Source organism: Bacillus sp. LSHTCR4 (genome assembly GCF_057197025.1).
Genome location: NZ_JBXUNO010000002.1, coordinates 325,680 through 342,521, shown reverse-complemented (window position 1 = coordinate 342,521; position 16,842 = coordinate 325,680). Strand labels below are relative to the sequence as shown.

Annotated in this window: 20 protein-coding genes; 5 read left to right on the top strand and 15 right to left on the bottom strand. The window is 33.4% G+C overall.

All coding sequences use genetic code 11. The features are described 5' to 3' along the window. Positions 1 to 233: 233 nt before the first annotated feature. Complete coding sequence (locus AC2CGR_RS15455) at positions 234 to 737, top strand: DinB family protein (protein ID WP_086403982.1); 504 nt, start codon at positions 234 to 236, stop codon at positions 735 to 737. A gap of 137 nt (positions 738 to 874) precedes the next feature. Next, complete coding sequence (locus AC2CGR_RS15450; RefSeq protein WP_087968431.1) at positions 875 to 1,207, top strand: YfjL-like protein; 333 nt, start codon at positions 875 to 877, stop codon at positions 1,205 to 1,207. Between the two features lie 63 nt (positions 1,208 to 1,270). On the opposite strand, the gene AC2CGR_RS15445 is transcribed toward AC2CGR_RS15450, so the two are convergent. The 7 genes from AC2CGR_RS15445 to AC2CGR_RS15415 form a co-directional block, all read right to left on the bottom strand. Further along, positions 1,271 to 1,966 (bottom strand): ABC transporter permease, encoded by a 696-nt coding sequence (locus tag AC2CGR_RS15445; RefSeq protein ID WP_087968430.1) that lies wholly within the window; start codon positions 1,964 to 1,966, stop codon positions 1,271 to 1,273. Positions 1,967 to 1,990: 24 nt separating this feature from the next. Then, on the bottom strand, positions 1,991 to 2,863 hold the full coding sequence (locus tag AC2CGR_RS15440) for a DUF4097 family beta strand repeat-containing protein (protein WP_131100801.1): 873 nt from the start codon (positions 2,861 to 2,863) through the stop codon (positions 1,991 to 1,993). Positions 2,864 to 2,898: 35 nt separating this feature from the next. Continuing rightward, on the bottom strand, positions 2,899 to 3,603 hold the full coding sequence (locus AC2CGR_RS15435) for an ABC transporter permease (protein ID WP_484480982.1): 705 nt from the start codon (positions 3,601 to 3,603) through the stop codon (positions 2,899 to 2,901). Positions 3,604 to 3,637: 34 nt separating this feature from the next. Continuing rightward, positions 3,638 to 3,799, bottom strand: coding sequence for a hypothetical protein (locus tag AC2CGR_RS15430; RefSeq protein WP_165507115.1), 162 nt, complete (start codon positions 3,797 to 3,799; stop codon positions 3,638 to 3,640). Continuing rightward, a complete protein-coding gene (locus AC2CGR_RS15425) occupies positions 3,792 to 4,715 on the bottom strand; it encodes an ABC transporter ATP-binding protein (RefSeq protein WP_087968427.1) in 924 nt (307 codons plus the stop codon). The genes AC2CGR_RS15430 and AC2CGR_RS15425 overlap by 8 nt, the downstream gene beginning before the upstream one ends. Before the next feature lie 125 nt (positions 4,716 to 4,840). Then, complete coding sequence (locus AC2CGR_RS15420; protein WP_087968426.1) at positions 4,841 to 5,776, bottom strand: HAMP domain-containing histidine kinase; 936 nt, start codon at positions 5,774 to 5,776, stop codon at positions 4,841 to 4,843. Between the two features lies 1 nt (position 5,777). Beyond that, on the bottom strand, positions 5,778 to 6,470 hold the full coding sequence (locus AC2CGR_RS15415; protein ID WP_000018056.1) for a response regulator transcription factor: 693 nt from the start codon (positions 6,468 to 6,470) through the stop codon (positions 5,778 to 5,780). Between the two features lie 168 nt (positions 6,471 to 6,638). On the opposite strand from AC2CGR_RS15415, the gene AC2CGR_RS15410 reads away from it, so the two are divergent. Both AC2CGR_RS15410 and AC2CGR_RS15405 read left to right on the top strand, forming a co-directional pair. After that, a complete protein-coding gene (locus tag AC2CGR_RS15410) occupies positions 6,639 to 6,812 on the top strand; it encodes a hypothetical protein (RefSeq protein WP_001293578.1) in 174 nt (57 codons plus the stop codon). Next, positions 6,813 to 7,007, top strand: coding sequence for a YwbE family protein (locus AC2CGR_RS15405; RefSeq protein ID WP_001014310.1), 195 nt, complete (start codon positions 6,813 to 6,815; stop codon positions 7,005 to 7,007). Between the two features lie 39 nt (positions 7,008 to 7,046). Here the strand turns inward: AC2CGR_RS15405 and AC2CGR_RS15400 are convergent, their stop codons facing one another. Continuing rightward, on the bottom strand, positions 7,047 to 8,246 hold the full coding sequence (locus AC2CGR_RS15400) for a class I SAM-dependent rRNA methyltransferase (protein WP_131100803.1): 1,200 nt from the start codon (positions 8,244 to 8,246) through the stop codon (positions 7,047 to 7,049). Between the two features lie 296 nt (positions 8,247 to 8,542). Between AC2CGR_RS15400 and isdG the strand changes: the two genes are divergently transcribed. Further along, positions 8,543 to 8,866: a heme oxygenase gene (isdG, locus tag AC2CGR_RS15395; protein ID WP_087968424.1), complete on the top strand. Its 324-nt coding sequence runs from the start codon at positions 8,543 to 8,545 to the stop codon at positions 8,864 to 8,866. A gap of 68 nt (positions 8,867 to 8,934) precedes the next feature. Here isdG and srtB read toward each other — a convergent pair whose 3' ends face one another. The 7 genes from srtB to isdC all read right to left on the bottom strand — a co-directional run bounded on the left by srtB (position 8,935) and on the right by isdC (position 16,355). Further along, on the bottom strand, positions 8,935 to 9,699 hold the full coding sequence (srtB, locus tag AC2CGR_RS15390; protein WP_484480981.1) for a class B sortase: 765 nt from the start codon (positions 9,697 to 9,699) through the stop codon (positions 8,935 to 8,937). A 32-nt stretch (positions 9,700 to 9,731) separates the two neighbouring features. After that, on the bottom strand, positions 9,732 to 10,502 hold the full coding sequence (locus AC2CGR_RS15385) for an ABC transporter ATP-binding protein (protein ID WP_087968422.1): 771 nt from the start codon (positions 10,500 to 10,502) through the stop codon (positions 9,732 to 9,734). Next, positions 10,492 to 11,475 (bottom strand): FecCD family ABC transporter permease, encoded by a 984-nt coding sequence (locus AC2CGR_RS15380; protein WP_001036835.1) that lies wholly within the window; start codon positions 11,473 to 11,475, stop codon positions 10,492 to 10,494. The genes AC2CGR_RS15385 and AC2CGR_RS15380 overlap by 11 nt, the downstream gene beginning before the upstream one ends. 27 nt (positions 11,476 to 11,502) lie before the next feature. Then, a complete protein-coding gene (gene isdE, locus AC2CGR_RS15375; RefSeq protein ID WP_087968421.1) occupies positions 11,503 to 12,378 on the bottom strand; it encodes a heme ABC transporter substrate-binding protein IsdE in 876 nt (291 codons plus the stop codon). Between the two features lie 75 nt (positions 12,379 to 12,453). After that, entirely contained in the window at positions 12,454 to 15,135 is a 2,682-nt protein-coding gene (locus tag AC2CGR_RS15370; protein WP_484480980.1) for an NEAT domain-containing protein, read from the bottom strand. 24 nt (positions 15,136 to 15,159) lie between these two features. Then, complete coding sequence (locus AC2CGR_RS15365) at positions 15,160 to 15,618, bottom strand: NEAT domain-containing protein (RefSeq protein ID WP_000476167.1); 459 nt, start codon at positions 15,616 to 15,618, stop codon at positions 15,160 to 15,162. A gap of 23 nt (positions 15,619 to 15,641) precedes the next feature. Further along, the gene (isdC, locus tag AC2CGR_RS15360) at positions 15,642 to 16,355 is read right to left on the bottom strand and encodes a heme uptake protein IsdC (protein WP_048551266.1); all 714 of its coding nucleotides are present in this window, start codon (positions 16,353 to 16,355) and stop codon (positions 15,642 to 15,644) included. Positions 16,356 to 16,842: the final 487 nt, after the last annotated feature.

Here is a 16,842-nt window from a genome sequence, read left to right as displayed (position 1 = left end):
ACATTCCAGTAATTATTACATGCAACAAACTCTTCTTTTGCTTGTACTTTTGCCTCCTTGATTAAACGAAATCCCTTTTTTACATTTGCTATATACGGTGCTAACATATCTTATTTTCGAAGACATTCTACTATTTCTATTGCAGCAAATGCTCAACTCAATATTTCTTATTGAACAGGGATTCTATAATCTCTCACGAATTTAATCTATGAACAAAAATAGGAGGGATAACTATGTACCAAACAATTGACGGCTTCTTGCAATCATGGACATACGAGGCTGAGTCTACTCAGAAAATGCTTGATTCATTAACCGATGCATCTTTATCACAAGAAATTGCACCTGGGCACTGGACGTTAGGCAGAGTTGCTTGGCATATTGTGACGGCAATTCCAGTTATGCTATCTGGCACAGGGCTTAAGTTTGAAGGAGAAACGAAAGATTATCCTGTACCAAGTTCAGCTAAAACAATTGCAGATGGGTATCGTAAAGTGAACGCGGCTTTCGTTGAAGCACTTCAAAGTAAATGGACTGATAAAGATTTAGCAACTATTAATGACTTCTTTGGTCGCCCTATGCCGAATTCTATATTTTTAATGACACTTATTAATCATCAAAATCATCACCGCGGGCAAATGACGGTTTTAATGCGACAAGCCGGCTTAACAGTTCCTGGTGTGTACGGCCCCGCAAAAGAAGAGTGGGCTGCTGCTGGAATGGAAGCACCTAAAATGTAACAACAGAAAAAGACAAGATGTGTACACATCTTGTCTTTTTCTGTAACTTGTTTCATGTGAAACTATTTTTTAAAAATGGTTGTTTTATGGAATATATAGGTTAAAATGAATACATATTACGAAGAGGAGTAACCAAATTGAATACAAAAAATAAAAAAATAGCTATGGGAACTATTTTACTAACTTCTCTTATTGGAGTTATTAGTGTATCTATTTATTTCACCTATTATGGTACCCCTTGGGGAAAACAAGCAGCAATTACGGAATCAAAAGAGTATATTACTAAATATTTTAATCTAGATGCAGAAGTCAAAAATACTTCTTACGATGCTAAAATGAATAGCTATGCAATCTCCTTTGAAACAAATAAAGACGGAGAGTTTACTATCGAATATAAAAGTCCTAATAACTTTAACATTTCTCCAGGAGTGCAAAAGTATTTAAGCACACACTCTAAATTTACAGAGTAGTAACGAAGCATACATATACAAAAAAGAGTTGGTGTAACGCCAACTCTTTTTTACGTATTCTTATCATACAGTTATATCTTCCTTCTCTATATTTTTAATTCCGTAATATGCAATCACCACTCCAATTGCTGCAAGTGCTAGTTGAAGGGGAAGAAAAGTTGCTGTGGGAAACTCTGGGTTGCTATTCATTGCAATTGAGACAACGATAAGAGATGAAACAATTGTAGTTGGCACTGAACGTTTACGCATTCCGAAATATAGAGGGATTAAACTCATTCCCGCAGTTGCAATGGCTAAAGGAACCAGTTTTATTCCTTCTTGCACCAATTGATCTACTGTGAATGAATTAGGAAGAATTGAAAAATAACTATCTATCCCAAAGAAAATTCCTACTACTAAAATGTTAGATACAATAACCGTTATAAATGTTACTATCGCTGTAATAGCCAACTTACTCGCCATCATTTTCTTTCGGTTAATGGGATAAGAAAACATGAGTAGTATTGTTTTATTTTTATATTCGCCAATTATTAACCTTGCTATTAATACACTACCAAAAATAATAAATGTTGCTCTTACTATTGTGCTAGCCATTAACAATATCGTCTCTGGATTCCTTATTTCTGCATCACCTTCTACTTGAGCGATGATGCTCACAAAGATCATTAATGCCAGTATAACAATATTTGCAATAATTGCCCTCTTCACGTACCAACCAAGCTTAAACTTTTTCAATTCTAGCTTCATTAAATGTAGCATGATAGTCCTCCTTCCTCCTAAGACTTAATCAATATAAATGACTCCTGTTTCACTTAAAATCTTCGCTTCATTTTTTGCATCACCAATCGTTCCTACTTTTATTTTTTCTGTATTTTTATCTTTCTTAAGTCCTTTTAAATCCACTATTACGTCAGCCGAATTACTTTTAGCCGTAAGCTTCAATGATGCCGGGACACCTTTATACCGTACGCCAATATCCCCTGATTTTGTTTCTATAAATAATGATTTTCCTTCTGTCATATCTTTCAGCAATACTTCCCCAGATGTTGAAGTGATGTTCATGTTTTCGTTTTTTACATTTTTCACATAATTATCACCAGTAGTGGAAGTTATATTTACTTCTTGTAATGAACTATCTTTTAACATTAAATCTCCACTTTCGGATGTGAATTCACCCTTCTCTGCCGATAATCCTGTAATCATTTCATCTCCAGATTTGCCTTTCGTCACGATACTTTTTACTACTATATCTCTTATTTTCACATCACCCGATTTATTATTTACTACAATTTTATCTATTTCTTTCTTCGGAATAGCTATAGATATACTATTTTTCTTCCTAAACGTAAAACCATTAAAAAATCTGTTGATCTTTTGTTTTTGCTTAATCACAACTTTATTTTCATCATTTTCTATTTTGACGGGATCTATTTCTTTATCTACTTGTTGACCTTGGACGGAAATTACTATTTTATTAACGTCTGTACTTTTAAATTCAATATCCCAGTTTTCATTGTCTACTTCTATTTCTTTTATATTATTGATCTCAAAAGACTTTTCTTTCTTAAAATCTTTCCCCTGAAATACCTTAAAACCAAAAACTACACTAGCAATTGTAATGAATAATATTGCAATTACTATTATTTTTTTCACCATTCATACCCCAGTTCGTTTTTTGTTTTAAGCTTGCTTCACGCCACATCGATCTTGTCGATTTTACGAAACGATAGATAACTAATGAAAATTCCTAATAAACAGAGCACGATTGGGATAGCTATAAAATCAAACATACTTACTTGACCGTTTCCAGGACCAAAGTTACCACTAATCAGCATACCAATTATTACTGCCGAAGTAATCGTTGTCGGTGTCGATTTCTTTCTCATTCCAAAAAACAAAGGAATTAAACTTATACCAGATATCATAAATGCACTTATAATAGTACCTGGAACGATAGCTATTATTTCACCTATCGTAGCTGGCGTTTCAATCAGTCCCATCATTGGACTCACAAAATATACGAGCAAACTAATAATGAAAGTCGCGATAATCGTGCTCACAAAACAAAAACAAAAAACAATTGTTAATTTCGCACTCATTAGCATTTTCCTTTGAAGCGGATACATAAATGATAGTTGTATCGTTTTGTTCTTATACTCATCAATTACTAAACGTGATAAAATGACCGAACTAAAAATAATGAATGTTATTCTAATAAAAATATTTGCTAAATCCATGTTCTGTTTGAAGTCAGAGAAGAGCACGTCTCCTTCAGCTTTCATTCCCAATGCCATAAGGCTTACTACAGCGAAAATTGCTATAATACAAATTGCTACACTTTTAAAGCAACTAGATAATTGATGTTTCTTCCATTCGAGCTTCATTAATTTAAACATACAAACCACGCCTCCATTCTTTATATAACTGTCTCTACACTGCTAACATTCTAATTCCAGCAGTAACTACGCTTAACATTCCTATCATTAGTAGAATTAACAACCATTTCCGCCCTGGTTTCCTATAATATAAAATCCCACTTATGAACATTACAACCAATCCACTTACTAGATTCACTAACAATCCATTAAGCATGAATGCCCTCTCCATCCATTACATTTAAGAAATATTCCTCTAAGGAACTATGTTTCTTATTCATACTTTCAATTTCCACATCGTTCATAATAAGTGCTTTTGAAATGGCTTGCTGAGACACTGCCGTATCATACACACGAATCATATTTCCGCTCATGATTTTATAATTTTTTATACCAAGTTTATCTTCTAAAATATAAGCTGCACGCTTCACATCAGGAACAGTAATTTCAATGTACTCTGTTTGTTTTCCGTTAATACTCTTCATTGAAACTTCTTTTATTAGTTTTCCATTTTGAATGACACCAATTGTATCCGCCATTAGTTCCATCTCACCTAAAATATGACTAGAAACTAATAATGTAATGCCATATTCTTTGCAGAGCATTTTAAATAAGTCTCGTAACTCTTTAATACCAATTGGATCTAAACCGTTAATTGGTTCATCTAAAATGAGCAATTCTGGCTTTGTCACGATTGCCCTTGCAATACCAAGTCGTTGTTTCATTCCCAATGAAAAATCTTTTACTTTTTTATTATCTATCCCTTGCAGCTTCACTAAATGTAAAGCATGGTCAATTTCATTTTTGTCGTAATAGCCCATATACTCACAATGTAATTCTAAGTTTTCTTTCGCCGTTAATTTATCATAAAAGATTGGATATTCAATAATTGTCCCCATTCTTTTTAATACTTCATAAGATGTGTCTGTTAACTTCTCACCGAAAATTTCAATCTCACCGCTCGTCGGTTTTATTAAATTTGTAATCATTTTCATAATCGTTGTTTTACCAGCACCATTCGGTCCTAAGAAACCGTATATCTCTCCTTTTTTCACATGCATGTTAACGCTAGAAATAACTTCTTTCCCTTTAAACACTTTCGTTAACTGATTCGTTTTTAATATATAGGTCATGTCACTTTCCCCTTTCGTACTACTTTATATTTCTATAATAGACAACGGAAATCTCTTTTTTCTTACCCGTTTCTTACAAATTCCTTACGCTGCAAAAAAGCTTGTAGAATCTACTTCTCTACAAGCTAAAACTGCATCTTTTTTAATACAACTGTAAAAATTGTTTTTTCATACGGCTTACTAGAAAGATGAATTTTTCCATCCATCGCTTCCACCAGTCTTTTCGTAATCGTTAACCCTAAACCGCTTCCTTGGTACAATCTATTTCTCGAATCTTCAAGTGTGTACATACGCTCAAACACTTTATCAATATGAGATTCATCAATTCCTTTTCCTTTATCCCATACGTCTATATACACATTCGTTTCATCATCTCTTAACGTCATACCCAGTGTCTTTCCATCGTCTCCATATGTAATTGCATTTGATATTAAATTGTTCAATACCCTACCTAATACTTCTACATTTCCAAGTGCATATATATTTCTTTCTGGTATATCAATATGAACTTGAAACCCTTTCGACGTAACTAAATCATAAAAAGATAAAATCTTCTCACGACAAACTTCATTCATATTTACTTTTGTCATCTCGATTGCCTTGTCACCAGATTCTAGTTTTGCTAAATCAAAAAACTTATGAATTAATTCCATTACTTCTAGTGTTTTCACATGCACCTTTTCAAGTAATATTTGCTGTTCTTCTTTATTCATCGTTTTATCCTTATTTAACATTTCTGTATATCCAAGAATAACTGTTAGTGGCGTCTTTAAATCATGTGAAATATTTGAAAGCATTTTTCTCATCGAAATTTCTACTTTCGCATGATCTGCATTCGTTTTCTGTTTTGCATCTAATAATTGATTAATTGCCACTAACAATTTTTGCAATTCTAGATCATCTGTCATAACGAGTAACTTCTCGCCTGTTTTTTCATTAACAATACTTTCTAATTTTTCATATGTGTATCTTAAATTTTTATTACTATTTTTCCTCATTTTATATTGTATATAAATGACACATAACAATATAAAAATAATACCTATTAACAAATTGACCATATTACATCACTTCCAACTTATAACCGATACCCCATAACGTTTTAATGTATTCTGGATTAGATGGATCACTTTCGATTTTCTCACGCAATCTTCTCATATGAACATTAATAACGTTATCGTCACCGTAATACTCTTCGTTCCAAATTAGCGTATATATTTGTGCTTTTGTAAATACACGATTTTGATTCTTTACAAACAGTTTTAGAATCTCAAATTCTTTTAAAGTAAGTTTGAGAGGCTTCCCGTTTTTTTCCACAGTAAAATTAATTGGATCAATCGTTAAATCACCAATTTGAATCATCTTTTCTGTTGTTTCTGTAGCCGAATATTTCGTAGACCTCCGAATACCCGCTTTTACACGCGCGGCTAATTCAATCATAGAAAATGGCTTACAAATGTAATCATCTGCTCCAAGTCCTAATCCAACAGCTTTATCAACATCTGTATCTTTTGCCGACATCATTAAAATCGGAACGGCACTTTTTTCTCGAATGATGCGTACAACCTCTAAGCCATCTAACTTTGGCATCATAATGTCGAGGATAATCAAATCAAATGAACCTTTTAAATATGTGTTTACCCCTTCTTCTCCATCAGATGCAATTGTAACTTGAAAGCCTTCTTTTATTAAATACTTTTCCACCATCTCTTGAATTGAGAGATCATCTTCGACTAATAAAATATGATGTGACATATGTCTATCCCCTTTTTACAAACGTTAACAACTCAATTGTATCGTAACTACTACAGACTGGAAACAATTATATGAATTTTCAAACCAACTTCCCTTCCTTCCCTAACAATGATATGATGAAATTTACTACGATAGTTCATAATTAACTTTATATAAAGGAGACTTATCATGTCAGAAAACAAAAAAGTAAGCTTAGCTGATTTAATGCGTGAACAACTTGCAAAGAAAAAGCAAGGTAACGGTAATGGTCAAAATGCCAAAAACCAAAGCCAGGAAACGAAAAAATTACAAAACCAACAAACGAAGAAAACAAACAACCAACGTAGACGTACAGGTGTATAAATGAACGGACAAAAACGTTCTAATATCGCACCCGGCCTTGAAGTTGATATTGTATTAAAACAAGATCAACGAACTGGCAAATTAACACGTGGCATTGTAAAAGATATTTTAACGAACTCCCCTTCTCATCCGCATGGCATTAAAGTGCGCTTGCAGGACGGGCAAGTCGGTAGAGTACAAAATATCGTTCAATAAGAAAAGGAGCTCAAGTAAACTCGAGCTCCTTTTTCTTTATTACCCTTTAATTTTCTCAATGAAAACTACTTTTAAATAGTCTCCTTCTTTAAATTGATCGATTGTACGGAAATCTTCTGGTAAAGAATGTTCTTCTAATATTTTATATTTGCCATTCATTTCTTTAAATGCTGTATCGATAAAGCCTTTAAACTTTTTCATATCAAATGCGCTACAATTTGTAGAAGCAACAATAATCCCGTTATTTTCTGTAATGGCAATTGTTTCTTTTAATAAGTTTTTATAATCTTTCGCTGCACTAAACGTATATTTTTTTGAGCGTGCAAAGCTTGGAGGGTCTAATACAACCATATCGAACTTCATCTTTTTCTTCGCTGCATATTTAAAGTAAAGAAATACATCTTCTACAATAATATCTTGCGCTTCATAATCCACTTCATTTACACTAAACTGCTCAATCGTTTTACTTAAACTACGATTTGCAAGGTCGACACTCGTCGTTTTGCTCGCTCCACCAAGCGCTGCAAATACAGAGAAAGCACCTGTATAAGAGAACATATTTAAAACAGTTCTTCCCTTCGCATACTTATCACGAATTTGTTTTCGCACGTTACGTTGATCTAAAAATACCCCAACCATCGCTCCGTCATTTAAATAAACAGCGAAGTTCACACCATTTTCTTTTACGATAAGCGGGAACTCACCGCGCTCTCCTGCTACGAAATCATCACCTTCAATGTATTTCCCTTTCGTATCAAAACGCTTCTTCTCATAAATACCTTTAAAGTTTGCTACTTTTTGAAGAGCTGCTATAATCTCATCTCTGAAAGTATAAATCCCTTCACTATACCAACTTACTACATAATATCCAGCATAATAATCGATGATTAAGCCTCCAAGACCATCACCTTCACCATTTAGGGCACGGAATGCTGTCGTATCACTTGATTTGTAAAATTGCTTTCGTTTATGTAAGGCAGATTTTATTTTACTTTCAAAGAAAGATTGATTAATTTGTTCACTCTCTTTTCTCGTTAAAATCCAGCCGTATCCTTTATTTTGTTTTCCATAATAGCCTTTTCCGACAAAGTGGTTCTTCTCATCTACCACTTTAATGATTGTTCCTTCTTCCTGAACATCATTTAAATTTTGAATCGCATCTTTTAAAATAAGCGGATATCCACTTTTAATTTCTTTTATAAATTTCGGTTTTATTTTTACAGTTACTTCTGATCGCATATAATAACTTCCTTTCCATTTGCATGCTTTCTCTATAGGAAGCATTTGAAAAACGAGACTGAAAAAACAGCCTCGTTTCACTATACCATATTATTGCTTTGCTAGTACAACTCACTCATTCTCTCACTTAACCGCCACATATTTACTGCATTTTGAAATGTAAATCTTACTGTCCAAAACAACAAAGAAACTTATTTATTTTTACATTTGCCATTGACAATGATAATGATTTTCATTATCATTTAATGTATATGAGTTCTCGAAAATAAAGGCCACATTTAATAGGAGGAATAAACATGATTATTGTTACAAATACAGCTAAAATTACAAAGGGAAATGGGCATAAATTAATTGATCGTTTTAATAAAGTAGGTCAAGTCGAAACGATGCCAGGCTTTTTAGGTTTAGAAGTTCTTTTAACGCAAAATACAGTTGATTATGACGAAGTCACAATTAGCACACGTTGGAATGCAAAAGAAGATTTCCAAGGTTGGACGAAGAGCTCAGCATTTAAAGATGCTCACTCACATCAAGGCGGGATGCCAGATTATATTCTTGATAATAAAATCACTTACTACAATGTTGAAGTTGTACGTATGCCAATGGCTGCAGCACAGTAAACATATTTCTTTTTTAAAGTATAGACTATGAGAAGCGTTACCACTTCTCATAGTCTATACTTTTTTATTTACTGTCTTTTTACTAGTTTCGCATGCACGACTAACCTTCCTGCTTCCGGATCGAGTGCATAGTCACACGTCGAAAGTGTTACGATTTGATCACTTGCTGTCAATTTTGTGTCCGTTTTGTACAGCGATTTTTCTTGAATTTTCTCCAAAAATGATGTGTATTCCGTATCACCGCTAAAATCCGTTTCAATGTAATAAAAATCAGTTGTTGTTGTATACACCGAGAACACTTCAAGATCATATCCTTCAAATAATGTATCGTAATATAATTTACGATGCGACATGAAGAAATCTTCATCTAACATTTTCTTTAAACTTCCAAACATAGAACCATCTTTCATACGATGACCATATAAAATAGTATTTCGATTTTGAGATTTCACATCATTACGATAGTCCATAAATATGCTTCCTGCTCTCATATCTTCACCTTTATAATTACGAAATAAATAGTAATCATTGTCTTTCGCTTGAACGATTGGATAATTAATTTGTGTATCATCCATCGTAACCCATCCAACTATCTCTTGGTTAATTTGCTGCAGAGCCTTGAACTGTTTACGTACTTCCCCGTCTTGTGATTGCTCTTCCATCGGACTTTTTCCATAAATATTTTGTGCTTCGGCCATTACTTTACGATTTTCATAGTAATCCATGAAAATATCACCTAATTCATATACTGAATAGAAAAAGGTACCTAAAAAGACAACTGTAAGTATTCGTTGAAAAAAAGAATTCTTCTTCCGTTCTTTTTTACTACTCAAATTATCACCTCAAAACGGATTATGCTCAGCCTTTAGATTCCCATAGGTACCATATATAATCCTGTATCTTCATCTTGCTTTACAACGACATCTACACCGTATATCGTCTTTATCATACTCTCTGTCACAACATCATTTGGCTTACCTTTCGTAACAATCTCGCCATCTTTCATAACAATGATGTGATCACTATAGCGAATTGCCTGATTAATATCGTGTAATACCATGACGATCGTCAATCCATGTACTTCATTTAACTCTTTTACTAGCTCTAATATTTCAAGTTGATAATAAATATCTAAATAGGTTGTCGGTTCATCTAAGAAGAGCATTGGTGTTTTCTGAGCTAACGTCATGGCAATCCAAACACGTTGTCTTTCTCCACCAGATAAAGCATGAATTTCTTTATCACGTTTACTTAATAAATTCGTACATGCTAAAGCCCTTTCGATTGCTTCTCTATCTTCATCCGTTTGCGCGGAAAAAATATTTTTATGAGGCATACGACCAAAACTTGTTAATTTCTCTACCGTCATATCTGCCGGTGCTTCATTTTGTTGATGGACAACGGCTAACTTTCTAGCAAACTCTTTCGGTTTATATTGGCTAATCGCCTTCCCATCCAGTATGACCTCTCCGCTACGAGGATCATGATTTCTTGACATCACGCCCAGTAATGTCGATTTCCCGCAACCATTTGGACCAATAATTGTTGTAATTTTACCAATTTCTATTTCACTACTAACCGACTTTAATCGATCCGTTACATTATCATACGAAAAGGTTACATTTTTAATTTCCATGAACTTTATCACTCTTTCTAAGCAAGAATATTAAGAATGGGCCACCAATAACTGCCATAATCGTTGCTGCTGGAATTTCGTTAGGTGGCACAATTAACCTTCCAATCGTATCCGCCGTCAAAATTAATAACGCACCTGCTAGAGCAGAAAACGGAATTAATACTTTATGATCTGAACCGACTAGTTGTCTTGAAATGTGCGGAACGAGTAATCCTACGAAGGCAATAACACCTGCAATCGCTGTTGATACCGCTGCTAAGAGTACTGCAATAGCAGAGATAATAAGACGAACTCTCGTCACATGCAAACCTAAGTTTTTCGCAGTCTTATCTTGTAGCGATAATAAGTTACACCAAGCTCCTACGAACAGTGCAAGAATAAGACCAATTGTTCCATACGTAACCATTATTTCTACATCGCCCCACGTCTTCATCGTTATATTAGAAGTCGTCGTTTGCTTAATACTCTTAATGAAATATCCACAAATCGTAATGAACGATTCATTTAACCCAGTGAACATCGCATTAATAGCTATACCAACTAAAATAATACGAAGTGGACTTAACCCTGACTTCCATGAAAATGCATAAACGAGATAACATGCAAACGCACCACCTAAAAAGGCGAATACTGGTGTCCAGAAAAAGAATTGCGGGAATAACGTAATAATAACAAGTGTCATAAAACTTGCTCCTGAAGATATCCCAATCACTCCAGCATCAGCAAGTGGATTTTTCATAACAGCTTGAAAAAGCACACCTGAAACAGCAAGAGCCGCTCCAGTGAATAACGCAATAATAATACGCGGAAAACGTAAATCTTTAATTACTTCAACATCTTCATTTCCACCTGTAAATATCCCTTGTACAAGTTCAACAATACCTACTTCTAAACTCCCTTTCATCGCTGACAATGATGTCATAACGATAAGTAATGCAGTAACAATGAGGAAACTCCAAGTTTTTTTATTCATTCTACTCTTCCTTTATATTAAAATGCATCACCGATACATCATTTTTTTCAATTCATCTAACGCTTCAATTGCTGCTAAATTTCCTGTCGTTCCAAATAAACGCTCTTCTAAATCGTAAACACGATTATTTTTAACTGCTGCAAAATGCTTCCAAATGTCATTCGTTTTAAATTCTTTATCAAACATTTTTACAACTTCATCAGGCATACCATGAGCTGCTCGTAAAATAATATCTGGATCAGCTTTCTTTAAATACTCTGTATTAGAAGCTAAATATTCTACTTTTTCACCTTGCACAATATTTTTACCACCTAGTTGTTTCACTAAATCTCCAATATAAGAATGCTCTGTTGCTACTAAATAACTTCCAGGCACACCTAATAAAATAAGTACTGTCGGTTCTTTCTTTCCTTTTACTTCTTTTCGAATGCTAGCGACTTTTTTATCTAACTTGGTTACAACTTCTTCAGCCTGCTTTTCGCGTCCATATCTCTTACCTAAATCGCTAATGGAATTTTGCATATTTTTCAAGCTTGTTAAATCTAAAAAGTTTGCTTTCATGCCCACACCATCAAAAACCGGTTTTAATTCATATTCAAGTGTTGTCACAGATAACACTTCTGATGGCTTTAATGATTTTACCTTTTCCATATCTGGACTCATTGGATTCCCAACTTCAGGTAAACCTTTATATCGCTTCGGTAAAGTTTTAGAACTTGTTGGCACGCCAACTAAATCTACTTCTAACGCATCCATAATTTCAGTAACAGCAACTGTCGTTGCAACAATTCGCTCTTTACTCTCACTCTTTACCTGCTTCGGTGTTTCTTTTTTTGGTGATGAGCATCCAGCTATACTCATTAACAGAATGATAGCCATTAGCACACTTGCGATTTTCTTCACTCTTAATCACCACTCCTTTCCAAACAATATGAAACAAGTCTTGATGCATGCATACATGCATCAAGACTCCAAAAATTACAATCTACCTGCTCTATATTTACGAACTAGTAAAGCAAGTGACCCAAGCAGTAACACCATGTATAAACCTAGTTGTGCTGTATCTGCTGTTTTTGAGTTTTTTTCTTTTTTCACATCATTATTTGTAGCTTCATTTTTCTTCTTACCATCTGCATTTCGGTTAAAATCAGGCGTAGCAATTGTTTTTACATTATCTACTTTCGGCGTAATTACCGGATTTTTCGGTTCATTCTTCGGCTCTTCTTTTACCGTTCCTACAGCACCAATCTTCGTCGTATCAAATTGAATTTGCACGTCGTAGAAGTGATGGTAGTTCATTGAATCGATATCTACTTTTACCTTTGCATTTAATTTTGCAAATAAATCATTAGCTTCAAATTCTACGACTCTTGTATTTGTGGCCTTATCTTCACTTACTACTTTTGCATCTGCAAATCCACCATTCTTTTCCGTTTGGAATTTTGTAATCCATTCACTATTTTTTAGTGTCATTGCAATATACTTCTTACCATCTTTCACCGTTAACCTTGCTGGACTTACAACATATTGATTCATCATTGAAATTTCTTCAGTCTTATCTTTTAACACTTTAAAAGCAATCTCGTACTGACCATCCTTTAAATTTTTCGGATCAACTGTTGGATTTTCATTTAGATTATTCGTTCCATCTTTGTTATTGTTATCATCTTGGTTGTTACTTCCACCTTGGTTATTGTTATCATCTTGGTTGTTACTTCCATCTGGCTTGTCATTTCCACCCTGATTACCTAAAGATTTAATACTTCCTTTATCAAATGCAAATTGAATATCATAGAAATGGTGATAATTCATTGAATCAATATCCACTTTCACTTTTGCATTTAACTTTTTCGATAAATCAGCTACTTCCACTTCTACTACTCTTGTATCTTGCTCTTTATTTGTACCTAATACTTTCGCATCAACGAACGAACCATTCTTTTCAAACTCAAACTTCGTAATCCATGAGCTATTTGTTAATGTAAAGGATACATACTTCTTACCATCTTTCACTTTTAACACACCTGGACTTTTTGTATATGTGTTCATCATTGAAATTTCTTCAGTCTTATCTTTTAACACTTTAAAACCGATACTATATTCACCGTCTTTAAGAGCATTGGGATCAATTGTTTTGTTATCGTCTTGGTTGTTTTTTCCGCCTTGGTTATCGTTTCCGCCTTGGTTGTCGTTTCCGTCTTGGTTATCGTTTCCGTCTTGGTTATCGTTTCCGCCTTGGTTGTCGTTTCCGCCTTGGTTGTCTAACGGTTTAATGCTACCTTTATCAAATGCAAATTGAATGTCATAGAAATGGTGATAATTCATTGAATCGATATCTACTTTTACTTTTGTATTTAACTTTTTCGATAAATCGTCTACTGCTACTTCCACTACATGTGTATCAGCTTTTTTATCTTCACTTATTACATTTGCATCAACAAACGAACCATTTTTCTCAAATTCAAATTTTGTAATCCAAGAACTGTTCGTTAACGTAAATGATACATACTTCTTACCATCTTTTACTTTTAGCACACCTGGACTTTTTGTATATGTGTTCATCATTGAAATTTCGTCTGTTTGATCTTTTAACGCTTTAAAATTGATGCTGTATTCACCATCTTTAATTGTTTCAGCATCTGGTTTTTTATTTTCATCTGGTTTTTCTACTTCTGGTTTTTCTACTTCTGGTTTTTTCTCTTCATTTTTAATTTGTTCAAGTTTATCTTGTTCAAATAAAAGTTGTACATCATGCGTTTGTTTATAATTTCTTGATACCATCTCAATAAATACTTTTGTATTTAGTTTTTTTGATAAATCAGCTACTTCGAACTCTACTACTCTTGTATCTTTTTCTTTATTTTCACTCACTACTTTTGCATCAACAAATGCACCATCTTTTTCCGTTTGGAAATTTTTAATTAATGAGCTACTTTTTAATGTTACAATTGCTTTTTTCTTACCGTTTTCTACTTTTAATACTCCTGGATTTACCATGTAACTATTCATCTTAGATTCTTCATCTGTTTGATTTTTTAACACTTTAAATGGAATGCTGTACTCTCCATCTTTAATTGTGTTAGAATTTGGTTGTTGATCTGGGTCAGGCTTTTGGTCGGGCTTCTGACTTGGATCCGGTTTTTCATTTGGATCTGGCTTATTAGCTGGGTCCTCTTTTTCATTTGGTTGTTCCACATGAATCGGTGTAATACTATTTTGATCAAATGCAATACGAACGTCGTACTCATGATGATAATTTAAAAAATCAATATCTACTTTTACTTTTGCATTTAATACCTTCTCTACATCTTCTACATCAAATTCTACTACTCTTGTATCTTTTTCTTTATCTTCACTAATTACATTTGTCGCAACTAGCTTACCTGATTTTTCTGTTTCAAACTTCGTAATCCATGAACTATTCGTTAATGTAAAAGATACTTTCTTTTTCCCATCCTTCACTTTTAAAGTCCCGGGGCTTACTGAATATTGATTCATCATCGATTCTTCATCTGATGTATCTTTTAAAACTTTGAACCCAATTGAATATTCACCATCAGCCAACTTGGTAGCTGCTTGAACTGCAAGTGGTTGTAATGTTGATACGAATGTAAATATCATTAAAAACATAGAAACAATAATTTTTGTATACCTGTTCAATGGAACGACTCTCCCTTTTGAAAATTATTTAATACTGTTCCCATCAAATACAAAGCGAATATCATATGAAGCATTATAATTAATAATTGGAATATTAATTTTCACCTTGCCATTTAGTTTTTTTGACAAGTCAGCAACTTCAAATTCTACAACTCTAGTATTATCTTTTTTGTTTTCACTTAACACGGTTGTTTCTACAAATTGACCATCTTTTTCTACTTGGAAACTTTTAATAGAAGTACTATCTTTCACTTTAAATGAAACATATTGTTTTCCATTTTTAACTGTTAATGTTGCTGGGCTTTCAAAATAACTATTCATTCTAGACGATTCATCTTTATCGCCTTTCCATACAGTAAAAGCAATATTATATTTTCCATCAGCTAGTTTTGTAGCAGCCTTTGCATCTTGTAAACCTAGTGTTGCGATAAACGTAAATAAAACAGCAAATACAGCAATAATCATTTTAAATTGTTTAAACATATATTCATCACCCTTCAAAAGATTTATTTACTCAACTTCACTTTACGAATTAAGAACGCACCTGAAATAAGAATTAACGCTGCAAACAATCCAATACGTGCTTCATCGCCTGTTTTTGGGTTATCTGTTTTTTCAGCTTTTCCATTTTCATTTTTTGTTTCTTTGTTCACTTCTTTAGCTATTTCCTTACTCTCTACTTTTGTTTTCTCTTCTTTTACTTGTGTATCTGTTTTCGCTTGATCATTATTTTTTGTTGTAGCAGCTACACCGTTATCGCCACCTACAGCTTTTACATTTGCATCAAAAGCAAAACGAATTGTGTAGTGGTGGTCATAGTTTGCATTTGGTACAACAACATGAATTTTTACAGCTGCCGGTTTGGATAAATCATCTACTTTAAACTCTACTGTTCTTTTATCTGCCGATTCATCTTTACTAACAACTTTCGCATCAACAAAATTCCCGTTCTCTGGTGCTTTAAATTCTGTAATCCAAGCACTATGATTCATCGGAACTTGTACTCTCATCTCACCGTTTTTCACTATTAATTTTGCCGGCTTTTCAAAATAGTCATTTGCCATTGAAGCTGAATCATTTTCCGCTTTTTGAATTACGTAATTAATATCGTAAGTACCATCAGCTAGTTTTGCTGAAGCATTCCCGTATGGCATTACAAGAAAAGCTAGCATACATACGAACGTTATAATAAAAGCGGGTAATACAGAAACCTTTTTCATTTTTCTTGTTTCCTCCTTGGTTATCTTTCATTTCACTTTTCCCGAAAATGATAATTATTCTCAATTTATAAGAAAAAAATAATCTCTTCTACCCATTATTTAATTAGCATTCTTTTATGTAATATAAGTATTATTGATTATCATTCTCATTGAATATTAAAAATAATATCTCACCCTATTCCTTATACAAAGGCATAGAAACTGAGAAAAAATTATAAAACGCATTTATTGATTATCATTCTCAATGCAAATCAAAAAAAATAAACTATCTCTTCTCCTCTTCTCTTCTTTCACCTCTTCCCATAACAACACTATAGTTATAGAAACCCCTTTTCCCTCACTTCCCTTCTAATATTTCCACAACTAAGTCAATCTTAGCCTACTCATAAATTTTTTGTCAACTGTATTACGTATAAAATTTTTAATATCTAAATTTCTCTATATGCGGCTTTTTTTACAAAAAAAGAGACTTTCTATTATAGAAAGC

What these genes read in the sequence shown, in the direction of transcription:
- AC2CGR_RS15455 (WP_086403982.1), top strand. Translation starts at nt 234, where the DNA reads ATGTACCAAACAATTGACGGCTTCTTGCAATCATGGACATACGAGGCT.
- AC2CGR_RS15445 (WP_087968430.1), bottom strand. Translation starts at nt 1,966, where the DNA reads ATGCTACATTTAATGAAGCTAGAATTGAAAAAGTTTAAGCTTGGTTGG.
- AC2CGR_RS15440 (WP_131100801.1), bottom strand. Translation starts at nt 2,863, where the DNA reads ATGGTGAAAAAAATAATAGTAATTGCAATATTATTCATTACAATTGCT.
- AC2CGR_RS15435 (WP_484480982.1), bottom strand. Translation starts at nt 3,603, where the DNA reads ATGTTTAAATTAATGAAGCTCGAATGGAAGAAACATCAATTATCTAGT.
- AC2CGR_RS15430 (WP_165507115.1), bottom strand. Translation starts at nt 3,799, where the DNA reads ATGCTTAATGGATTGTTAGTGAATCTAGTAAGTGGATTGGTTGTAATG.
- AC2CGR_RS15425 (WP_087968427.1), bottom strand. Translation starts at nt 4,715, where the DNA reads ATGACCTATATATTAAAAACGAATCAGTTAACGAAAGTGTTTAAAGGG.
- AC2CGR_RS15420 (WP_087968426.1), bottom strand. Translation starts at nt 5,776, where the DNA reads ATGGTCAATTTGTTAATAGGTATTATTTTTATATTGTTATGTGTCATT.
- AC2CGR_RS15415 (WP_000018056.1), bottom strand. Translation starts at nt 6,470, where the DNA reads ATGTCACATCATATTTTATTAGTCGAAGATGATCTCTCAATTCAAGAG.
- AC2CGR_RS15410 (WP_001293578.1), top strand. Translation starts at nt 6,639, where the DNA reads ATGTCAGAAAACAAAAAAGTAAGCTTAGCTGATTTAATGCGTGAACAA.
- AC2CGR_RS15405 (WP_001014310.1), top strand. Translation starts at nt 6,813, where the DNA reads ATGAACGGACAAAAACGTTCTAATATCGCACCCGGCCTTGAAGTTGAT.
- AC2CGR_RS15400 (WP_131100803.1), bottom strand. Translation starts at nt 8,246, where the DNA reads ATGCGATCAGAAGTAACTGTAAAAATAAAACCGAAATTTATAAAAGAA.
- isdG (WP_087968424.1), top strand. Translation starts at nt 8,543, where the DNA reads ATGATTATTGTTACAAATACAGCTAAAATTACAAAGGGAAATGGGCAT.
- AC2CGR_RS15385 (WP_087968422.1), bottom strand. Translation starts at nt 10,502, where the DNA reads ATGGAAATTAAAAATGTAACCTTTTCGTATGATAATGTAACGGATCGA.
- AC2CGR_RS15380 (WP_001036835.1), bottom strand. Translation starts at nt 11,475, where the DNA reads ATGAATAAAAAAACTTGGAGTTTCCTCATTGTTACTGCATTACTTATC.
- AC2CGR_RS15365 (WP_000476167.1), bottom strand. Translation starts at nt 15,618, where the DNA reads ATGTTTAAACAATTTAAAATGATTATTGCTGTATTTGCTGTTTTATTT.
- isdC (WP_048551266.1), bottom strand. Translation starts at nt 16,355, where the DNA reads ATGAAAAAGGTTTCTGTATTACCCGCTTTTATTATAACGTTCGTATGT.